9 protein-coding genes are annotated in these 8,270 nt (G+C 32.6%); 4 read left to right on the top strand and 5 right to left on the bottom strand.

Annotation, left to right across the window (positions count from 1 at the left end; all coding sequences use genetic code 11):
* Positions 1-29: 29 nt before the first annotated feature.
* Both ABI657_RS02565 and ABI657_RS02570 read right to left on the bottom strand, forming a co-directional pair.
* On the bottom strand, positions 30-266 hold the full coding sequence (locus ABI657_RS02565; protein WP_348095671.1) for a hypothetical protein: 237 nt from the start codon (positions 264-266) through the stop codon (positions 30-32).
* 12 nt (positions 267-278) lie between these two features.
* Positions 279-620: a DUF2085 domain-containing protein gene (locus ABI657_RS02570; protein WP_348095672.1), complete on the bottom strand. Its 342-nt coding sequence runs from the start codon at positions 618-620 to the stop codon at positions 279-281.
* A gap of 199 nt (positions 621-819) precedes the next feature.
* Here ABI657_RS02570 and ssb point away from each other — a divergent pair, with 199 nt between their 5' ends.
* The 3 genes from ssb to gldD are packed head-to-tail and all read left to right on the top strand — an operon-like array spanning position 820 to position 3,145.
* A complete protein-coding gene (ssb, locus tag ABI657_RS02575; RefSeq protein ID WP_348095673.1) occupies positions 820-1,260 on the top strand; it encodes a single-stranded DNA-binding protein in 441 nt (146 codons plus the stop codon).
* A 23-nt stretch (positions 1,261-1,283) separates the two neighbouring features.
* A complete protein-coding gene (locus tag ABI657_RS02580; protein ID WP_348095674.1) occupies positions 1,284-2,582 on the top strand; it encodes a gliding motility-associated protein GldE in 1,299 nt (432 codons plus the stop codon).
* Positions 2,583-2,584: 2 nt separating this feature from the next.
* On the top strand, positions 2,585-3,145 hold the full coding sequence (gene gldD, locus ABI657_RS02585; protein WP_348095675.1) for a gliding motility lipoprotein GldD: 561 nt from the start codon (positions 2,585-2,587) through the stop codon (positions 3,143-3,145).
* Between the two features lie 68 nt (positions 3,146-3,213).
* Here gldD and ABI657_RS02590 read toward each other — a convergent pair whose 3' ends face one another.
* Positions 3,214-3,591, bottom strand: a complete 378-nt coding sequence (locus ABI657_RS02590; protein ID WP_348095676.1) for a heavy metal-associated domain-containing protein — start codon at positions 3,589-3,591, stop codon at positions 3,214-3,216.
* Between the two features lie 104 nt (positions 3,592-3,695).
* On the opposite strand from ABI657_RS02590, the gene ABI657_RS02595 reads away from it, so the two are divergent.
* Entirely contained in the window at positions 3,696-4,562 is an 867-nt protein-coding gene (locus ABI657_RS02595) for a DMT family transporter (protein ID WP_348095680.1), read from the top strand.
* 61 nt (positions 4,563-4,623) lie between these two features.
* Here ABI657_RS02595 and ABI657_RS02600 read toward each other — a convergent pair whose 3' ends face one another.
* Together ABI657_RS02600 and ABI657_RS02605 are read right to left on the bottom strand one after the other, a co-directional pair.
* Positions 4,624-6,675 (bottom strand): pitrilysin family protein, encoded by a 2,052-nt coding sequence (locus ABI657_RS02600; protein ID WP_348095677.1) that lies wholly within the window; start codon positions 6,673-6,675, stop codon positions 4,624-4,626.
* A 9-nt stretch (positions 6,676-6,684) separates the two neighbouring features.
* Positions 6,685-8,016, bottom strand: coding sequence for a pitrilysin family protein (locus ABI657_RS02605; protein ID WP_348095678.1), 1,332 nt, complete (start codon positions 8,014-8,016; stop codon positions 6,685-6,687).
* Positions 8,017-8,270: the final 254 nt, after the last annotated feature.

Here is an 8,270-nt window from a genome sequence, read left to right on the forward strand (position 1 = left end):
TTGCAGTTAAGAAGCCCTATTTTTTTACATTATATTCCAGCTGATGCATATTGAATTATTCTCACAACAATCCCAACAGCAAGGCCAATTAAAGCCAAAGTACAAGCTGATTTAGCTGCTTTAGGCTCATTGTCTTTTTTTACGAAATAAATAATTGCTCCTGCAAGCGGAATACAAAAAGATAATACTTTTAGGCCTGTATTTAAATCTTCCTGTGATTTACCATTGTTTTCAAATTCATTAAAGTTTGAGTTCTCTTCTGACATAATGTTTGTTTATTAGTGATTAAAAAATATATAATTAAAGAAAAATACGATCCAATACGCAATGAAATCTGATAACCCTGCTAAACCATATCCTGCGAGCAAACCAGAAGAAAATCGAAGGAAATTATTGCTTTCTCTACTACAGTATGCCTGTGTAAGACCGTCAATAACTGTAGGCAAAATTGATAAAAGTGCCCAGTAAATATCAATTTTTATAAACCATAAAAGAGGAATAAAAATAAAATAGCCCACATAGATTCCGGTACATCTTGCACACATAGGAAACTGTTTTCCTTTGTAGAAAAAAGATCTTTCGGGCATTCTGTGACAACTAACTAATTCTATCTTTCTCATAAGTAATTTATTATAAAAATAGTCTATTTTTTATATTTACAAAACTTTATTGGGATTCGGTTTTATTGTTTTTTTTAGGAAGATTTAAATTATAAAAACATATGTTTCTTTTTCTCATAATCGTTTTTAATTTTATAAGCTTCTTGAAATAAAGTGTCAGGAAAAAATGTATCTTTGATATAACTACAAATGATATAATATGAACGGAACATTAAATAAAGTGATGTTGATTGGTCATCTGGGGGATGATATAAAAATGCATTATTTTGATGGTGGAAATTGTATTGGCCGTTTTCAGTTAGCTACTAATGAAGTTTATATCAATAAAACGACTAATGAAAAAATAACATCTACAGAATGGCATAATTTGGTAGTACGCAATAAAGCAGCCGAAATTTGCGAAAAATATTTATCAAAAGGAGATAAAATATATATTGAAGGCCGAATAAAATCACGTCAATGGCAGGCAGAAGACGGAGTAACTAAGCATACAACTGAAATTCAGGTAACCGAATTTACTTTCCTCACAACAAAAAAGGAAACAGGAAATCACAAACAAAACCATGATTCTGAATCGGTAAAAAATACTAACTTTGATGCCAATAACGAAGGCTTGCCTATTAATGATTTGCCTTTTTAATTGTTTAACTAATTCTTTCTGATTTGGACCCGGAGCCCAGTTTATTTTTTAATACAGCATTATTAGACACTACTATAATTATTGGTTTTGTCGGAATATTTTTTTTATTATTTCTATCTGCAATTGTTTCAGGTGCTGAAGTTGCTTTTTTCTCCTTATCACAGAAAGATCTTGACAATGCCTTACTGGAAAATTCTCATAAAGGAAAAATAATTTCTAAACTTTTAGAAAAGCCAAAAAAACTTCTGGCAACATTATTAGTAACCAATAACTTAGCTAATATTGGTGTTGTGGTTTTATTCTCTTTTGCCGGAAGAAATATTTTTGACAATGTTAACTCGCCTGCCTTCAAATTTACTCTGGAAGTTACCTTAGTTACATTTATGATTTTATTGTTTGGAGAAGTTCTTCCTAAAGTTTATGCAACACGTAATAATGTAAAATTTGTAGAACGTGTAGTCTATCCAATTGCATTTTTAGACACATTATTTTCCCCGATTAGTTTACCTATGCGAAAAATTACGCTGTACCTGCATGAAAAATTCGGAAAACAAAAAAATAATTTTTCTGTAGATCAGCTTTCACAAGCTTTAGAATTAACAGATTCGGAAGGAACATCAAGCGAAGAGCAAAAAATCCTTGAAGGGATTGTTTCTTTTGGAAATACAGATACGAAACAAGTAATGAGTCCGAGGATTGATATTTTTGCCTTAGAGATATCGGAATCATTTTCAGTAATTTATCCAAAAATTATCGAAAAGGGTTTTTCAAGAATTCCTGTTTATCGGGATAATATTGATCAGATTGAAGGCGTTTTATTCGTAAAGGATTTATTACCACACATAGATAAAAAAGAATTTGACTGGACTTCTTTAGTAAGAGAGGCTTTTTTCGTTCCTGAAAATAAAAAACTGGATAATCTGCTGAAGGATTTTCAAAACCTTAAAAGTCACCTGGCAATTGTGGTTGATGAATACGGGGGAACATCCGGATTGGTGTCTTTAGAGGATGTAATCGAAGAGATAGTCGGCGATATAAGTGATGAATTTGATGATGAACATTTGAATTTCTCTCAGATTGATGATAAAAATTATCTTTTTGAAGGTAAAATCAACATGAAAGATTTTTACAGAATTGTAGCTGTTGATGAGGATGTTTTTGATTCTCACAAAGGGGAAGCCGAAACTCTTGCTGGATTTATTTTAGAGATTTTGGGAAATTTCCCTAAAAAGGATCAAAAAATAACTTTTGAAAACTGTATTTTCACTATTGAGACAGTAGATAAAAAGCGCGTAAAACAAATAAAAGTAACAATAGAATAATCATGTTTAAAACAATAAACTCAATCATCATCATTTTACTAGTGCTCACTTTAGCAAGTTGTAAGGATGATGTATTGCCGAAGCCAGCAGGTTTTTTGAGGCTTGATTACCCAGAGGCTAAGTATGTTGATTTTGAAAACACATGCCCTTTTTCTTTTCAAATGAATGAAAAAGCAATTATTAAGGGAGAAAAGGAATGTGGATTTGCTATAACTTATCCAAAAATGAAGGCGACAATTTATCTAACCTATAAACCTGTAAACAATAATATCGAAAAATTACTCAGGGATGCTCAGAAATTAACCTATGAGCATGTTATAAAAGCGGATGATATATTAGAACAACCTTATTTAAACCCACAAAAAAAGGTGTATGGAATGTTTTATCAGGTAAATGGGAATGCTGCGACAAACTCACAATTTTATGTGACAGACAGTACAAAACATTTCATCACCGGATCGGTTTATTTTTATGCAAAACCTAATTTTGATTCGATTATGCCGGCAGCAAGCTATATCAAAAATGACATGCAGAGATTGATGGAAACATTAAAGTGGAAATAATCAGTCATAATTAAACATAAAAAAAGCATTCAACTGAATGCTTTTTTTATGTTTAAAATATTCTGTAGTTACGATTTCATATTAGAAACCTTATATGTTTTTCCGTCTCCGGTTTCCTGAACAACTTTGGTTAAGTTTTCCGAATTTTGAAGAGTTTTATCAAATACAACTATAGCTGTCTTTTTATCAAAATCCACCGTTGCTTTTTCTACACCTTCAAGATTTGACAATTCCTTTTCAATCGTTTTGGCACATCCAACTGCGCAAGTCATTCCTTCAATTGAAAAACTGGCTGTTTGTACATTTTCAGCAGCAATTGCCTTGTGTTCTTTTGCAGTAGTTTTTTCAGCATTTGCCACAGCTAAACTTTTGTCTTCTTCTTTTTTACAGCTTACGAATACTAAACCTGCAATTGCTAATGCAGCTATTGTTTTTGTGAATTTCATTATCATAGATATTTAAATTTAAAGTGAATCTTCTTTGGCAAAATTAATGAAAAAGCAAAGGTCAGTTCATAAAATTATTACAAATTTGTATGAAAATGATATTTATGGATGTAAAACAATTGAAGTGGCTTTATTTGATAGTGCTTTCACTTATATGGGGAAGCTCCTTTATTTTAATTAAAAGAGGGTTGGTTGGCCTAACCGCAATTCAGGTGGGGTCACTCCGCATTATTTTTGCCGGTGTATTTTTACTTCTTATTGGCTTTTCAAGTTTAAGGAAAATATCCCGCCATCAATGGAAGTTTATTGGTCTCACTTCTGTTTTTGGGACTTTTATTCCGGCTTTCTTTTTTGCTATTGCAGAAACTCAGGTCAATAGCTCTATTGTTGCAATTTTAAATTCTCTCACACCTTTGAATACATTAGTTTTGGGAATAATTGCATTTGGAATTCAGTTTCAAAAACGACAGGTTTTAGGTGTTTTTATTGGATTAATGGGTTGCCTCTTGTTGGTTTTTAATGGTGATTCCAGCCAATCAGGACAAAATTATTATTATCTTACTTTGGTAGTAATAGCAAGCCTTTGTTATGCCGTAAATGTAAATTTAATCAAGAAATATTTATCTGATTTGAATTCACTGAGCATCACAACAGGAAATTTTGCTATTTTGCTTTTACCTGCCTTGGTAATTTTGAGCTTTACAGATTTTACTCAAAAAATAAACTTCGAAGTAACACAGTACTCTATTGGATATGTAATAATTTTAGGTGTCCTTGGGACCGGAATTGCCAATATTTTGTTTTTTAAATTAATACAAATGTCTTCGCCTGTATTTGCTACATCGGTAACTTACATCATTCCGATAGTAGCTTTTTTCTGGGGATTACTGGACAATGAAATGCTGACATCCATTCAGTTTTTTGGCGCTTTTGTTATTCTGATCGGAGTGTATTTATCGGCTAAAAAGTAAAATAATAATAAAAGAAAGGCTGTCAATTACGACAGCCTTTAATCTAAAGATCTATTTCTTTTTATTGAAAATCAGCATCAGAAACTCCTTCGTTGATTTTAATATCCGACATTTTAATATCCAATTCAAAACCTACATTTTGCACAATATTAAAAGGAACTTTTACTCCTTTTACTTCTTTGTAGTCATTAAAATTGGTTATTTGGGTCATAGATTGTCCTCCTTGTTCTCTTACTTTGGATTCCGCTACCTTAAGACCTGATTTTACATCATAATAGTAAGTGGTCTTACCATCTTTTATGACATAAGCATCGCTTCCATTTATTGCTTCTATTCCATCCACTTTTAAGGTAGTATTTTTTCTTAATTGTAATTCTTCAAAAGGTGTTGCGCTGGCTTTCATTTCTACTAAATCAGCGCCTTCAAGATTTTTTTTCTGTCCTTGCTGTTCGATGTAAGCACCTTTTTCATTTACAACCTGTTTCATTAAACTCATTCCTCCCATAGAAAGAGAAACTAACATTTTTCCTTTTGCATCCAGTTTAGAAGTAAAAGTCAATGGCCCTGGTGCCTGAGGAATGGTAGTTGAACCATTCATGGCAAGAGTTTTAACTCCGGAAACTGCTTTTTCTCCACCAATTGCTTTGATGTAATTGTCAAAAACACTTTTTGCAGTAATTCCGGCAGGAATTTCTTTTTTTACAACAGGTTTTTCGATAGGATTTCCAAATTTATCAAAATAAGAAATTGGAATTTTTAATTTTTCCAAACCAGGGAGCACTTCAGAGCCTTTTCCGGTAACTATAATTCTCATATTGTCTTCAAGGACATATTTTTTCATTACTCTCAAAACATCATCAGAAGTTACTGCCTGAATGTTTTTGATGTAATTTTCGTAAAAATCAGCAGGTAAGCCTTCAGTCTCTATATTTAGTGCATAGCGGGCGATAGTTTGTGGTTTTTCAACCTGCATAACAAATTTACCTACATATCCTGCTTTAACATTGCTTAGGGCTTCATCAGTAACTTTTTCAGATCTGATTCTTTTTATTTCCTTGATGAATTCTACTACAGCACTGTCTGTAACTGCATTACGTACTTGCGAATTAGCTTTGAATTTGCTTACTCCGTATTTGCTTGTGCCAACAGAAGAACGCGCACCATATGTCCAGCCATGCGCTTCACGTAAATTCATGTTCAGATAACTATTAAAATCGCCCCCTAATACCTGATTAGCAACAATTACAGGAAAGTAATCAGGATCTGATAATTTTAAATTTACCGTATTTACCAATGCAATTTCAGATTGGACTGCATTTGGCATATCTACAAAATTAATTTGTGTTTTATCTGCATTTTTTGGCTCCGGATAAGTTGATTGAGGCGCTTTTGATTTTTTCCATGAACTAAATAAACTTTCAACAGATTTTTTAATTTCCTTAAAGTTTACATCACCTATAATTACTAAGTACGCTTTTTCAGGAACAAAATAGGAGGCATAGTTCGCTTTTATATCAGAAAGTGTAACATTATTAATGGTTTGTTCAGAAAGATATTCTCCACTCGGATCGTTTTTTCCGAAAACCAAAACATTTTCAACTCTTCCGGCTACAACGGTAACACTTTTTTCCTGAGTTTTTAACCCTTCAATTAATTTTTCTTTTTCTTTTTCAAATTCTTCCTGAGTAAAATTTGGATTCAGGGCACCTTCTGACATTAATTCCAGAATTCTTTTCGAATATTTTGATAACCCGCTTGCATATGCGCCCGAAGAATAAAAACTTATTTCAGCTCCCAGAAAATCAATTTCTTCGTTAAATGCATTTTTTGAAGTTTTCAATGATCCGTTTCCAATCAGGCTGCCTGTTAGATCTTCTACCCCTTTTTTATTTCCTTCGGCATATGGAGCATTGTCCAAAGTCAGGTTATAAGATATTCGTGGTAATTTATGATCTTCTACCACCAATACTTTAAGGCCGTTTGGTAAAACAAAGGATACTGGTTTTTTAATTTTTATAGAAGGAGCAGGTCCTGGTTTCGGTTGCGTTCTGTTTTGTGCTTGCATAGTCAATGTTAAAAACAAGCTGATTGCTATAATTAATATTTTTTTCATGAGTCTCCGTTATTGTTTATTTTCAGCTTTGTCTTTTGCAGGAACATAGTCAAGAATTAATCTTTGGTTTGGATTCAGATATTTCTTTGCAATGTCTCTAATTTCTTCTCTCGTTACAGAACGGAAAATTTCAATTTCTGTATTAATAAGATTTACATCGCCATAGAGCATGTAATAAGAAGCTAAATTTTCAGCAACACCCTCAACTGTGGCATTACTGTTTACGTAGTTGTTCTCAAATTTATTTTTTAATTTTTGTAAATCTGTTTCTGAGATTAATTCGTTTTGAAGTTTTACAATTTCAGCATCAATTTCAGAAATTAGATCTGCAGACGTAAACTTTCCTTGTGGCATTCCGTATAAAATATACATTCCATAGTCTTCCTGAGAATAATTGAAAGCACCTATTTGTAGTGCCATTTTTTTATCATCAACAATTTTTTTGTACAATTTAGAGCTTTTCCCATCACTTAAATAAGATGAAACCATATCCAGAACCCTGGCTTCACGCGTTTTCATTGATGGTGTTCTATAGGTGGCAACAACCATTTCTTTTTGAATATTCGGGTCTTCGTATGTGGCTTTTCTAGGTTGCGTTATTGGCTCCTCTGTATAAGTGTTCCTTTTGATATCAGCTCCTCTTGGAATTGCCCCGAAATATTTTTTGATCCAGTTTTTCGTCTGAGGAATATCCAACTGACCTGCTACTACTAAAACAGCATTGTTAGGAACGTAGAATTTTTTATTAAATGCCTGAAATTCCTCTAAAGTAGCGGCGTCTAAATGATCCATTGATCCAATAGTAGTCCATCTATACGGATGTACGGTAAACATATTTTTTTTAACCTGTGCAATTAAATTTCCATAAGGCTGGTTATCAACTCTTAAACGTTTTTCTTCTTTTACGACTTCATTCTGAGTGTCAACACCAATTTTATTGATTACCGGGTGCATTAGACGTTCAGATTCCATCCATAAACCAAGCTCCAGGTTATTAGAAGGGAAAACTTCAAAATAATACGTCCTGTCATCAGATGTGTTGGCATTGTTGGTTCCTCCGTTTGAAGTTACAATTTTAAACCATTCACCTCTTTTGATGTTCTGTGTTCCTTCGAACAACAAATGTTCGAAAAAGTGTGCAAATCCGGTTCTGTCAGGATTTTCATCTTTTGAACCTACATGGTACATAACCGATGTAATTACTACAGGTGCAGAAGGATCGTTATGTAATATAACATGCATGCCGTTATCTAAATCGAATTCTTCGAAAGCTACCTTTTGAGCTGAACTAACTCCTGTTAACATAAGTGCTGCTCCTAATGCCATTATTGTTTTTTTCATAAAAAGGGATTAATAAATTGAGATTATTTTAGATTAGTACAGGGATGAACCAAATCGTTACATCAAAAATAAGTTATTTTCGTTACGATTTATAAATGATGATCTGTTTTAACAGTCTTTTACATCCGATGCTGTCTAATTGTTGTAAAAACCCCTGAAATACAAGCTGTAAACAGTAATGAATATTTTTGAAAATAGGGATTGCACAGTAAATTTTTAATTGTATATTTGCAACCTTAAAAATCAATAAATCA

Source organism: Flavobacterium sp. (assembly GCF_039930565.1).
Taxonomy (GTDB): Bacteria; Bacteroidota; Bacteroidia; order Flavobacteriales; family Flavobacteriaceae; genus Flavobacterium.

What these genes read in the sequence shown, in the direction of transcription:
- ABI657_RS02565 (WP_348095671.1), bottom strand. Translation starts at nt 266, where the DNA reads ATGTCAGAAGAGAACTCAAACTTTAATGAATTTGAAAACAATGGTAAA.
- ABI657_RS02570 (WP_348095672.1), bottom strand. Translation starts at nt 620, where the DNA reads ATGAGAAAGATAGAATTAGTTAGTTGTCACAGAATGCCCGAAAGATCT.
- ssb (WP_348095673.1), top strand. Translation starts at nt 820, where the DNA reads ATGAACGGAACATTAAATAAAGTGATGTTGATTGGTCATCTGGGGGAT.
- gldD (WP_348095675.1), top strand. Translation starts at nt 2,585, where the DNA reads ATGTTTAAAACAATAAACTCAATCATCATCATTTTACTAGTGCTCACT.
- ABI657_RS02590 (WP_348095676.1), bottom strand. Translation starts at nt 3,591, where the DNA reads ATGAAATTCACAAAAACAATAGCTGCATTAGCAATTGCAGGTTTAGTA.
- ABI657_RS02595 (WP_348095680.1), top strand. Translation starts at nt 3,696, where the DNA reads ATGGATGTAAAACAATTGAAGTGGCTTTATTTGATAGTGCTTTCACTT.
- ABI657_RS02600 (WP_348095677.1), bottom strand. Translation starts at nt 6,675, where the DNA reads ATGAAAAAAATATTAATTATAGCAATCAGCTTGTTTTTAACATTGACT.
- ABI657_RS02605 (WP_348095678.1), bottom strand. Translation starts at nt 8,016, where the DNA reads ATGAAAAAAACAATAATGGCATTAGGAGCAGCACTTATGTTAACAGGA.